Source organism: Caballeronia sp. INML1 (assembly GCF_023631085.1).
Lineage (GTDB): Bacteria > Pseudomonadota > Gammaproteobacteria > Burkholderiales > Burkholderiaceae > Caballeronia > Caballeronia turbans.
Window position 1 is genome coordinate 1 of the sequence record NZ_JALQDT010000106.1, and the last position, 656, is coordinate 656.

The 656-nt window shown below is 61.1% G+C and carries 1 protein-coding gene; it reads right to left on the reverse strand.

Translation table 11 applies throughout. The features are described from left to right. Window positions 1-492: 492 nt before the first annotated feature. The coding region (locus NCR38_RS34010; protein ID WP_143756447.1) for a phosphate acyltransferase at window positions 493-656 on the reverse strand (164 nt) is incomplete at its 5' end.

The window sequence follows — 656 nt, forward strand, 5'->3', positions numbered from 1 at the left end:
AAAGCCGGGTGACCGGCCTCTCCCTGACCACCAGCGTCGGACCGTAGCCCCTACCGCGCGAGCGGTTTAGTCCCTCGGCCATAAGCAGACATCTACTCTCGACAAACTGCGGTCATTCAAACGTCAGCAACTGCTTCAAAGCCGACGGATGGGATTGCCGATCGTACAAGCGAACGACACAGCGCAGAAAGCATAAAGGCGTGGCCGTCGTTAGACGCCACGCCCGGGCCATGGTGGCGAAGGAGTTCGGAGCGGAGGTTGCTAAGCGCGGTTGCTTCTGGCCAGCGAAACTAAATTGATTTGACAGGGCGGTATCGGGGCCGGTACCACGCGACCTACAGGGGCTACGGCATTTTTGGCAATAGGCGGCATATGCACTTCGGGTTATCGCCGACAGCAGTGCAGTGCACTATTCAGAGGCCTGTATGTGCAGGTCTTTTGAGGGGTCGAGGCCCAGCCTCGACCCTCGGTATGGCTGAAATTCAGCGCAAGTTAAGCCACGTCGGACGCCGCAGTGTCCGCCACGAGAAGCGCCGTCATGTTGACGATCCGCCGCACCGTCGCCGACGACGTCAGCAGGTGAACCGGCTTCGCGGCGCCGAGCAGAATCGGCCCGATGGCGATGCCGCTGCCCGCCGCCGTCTTCAGCAGGTTGT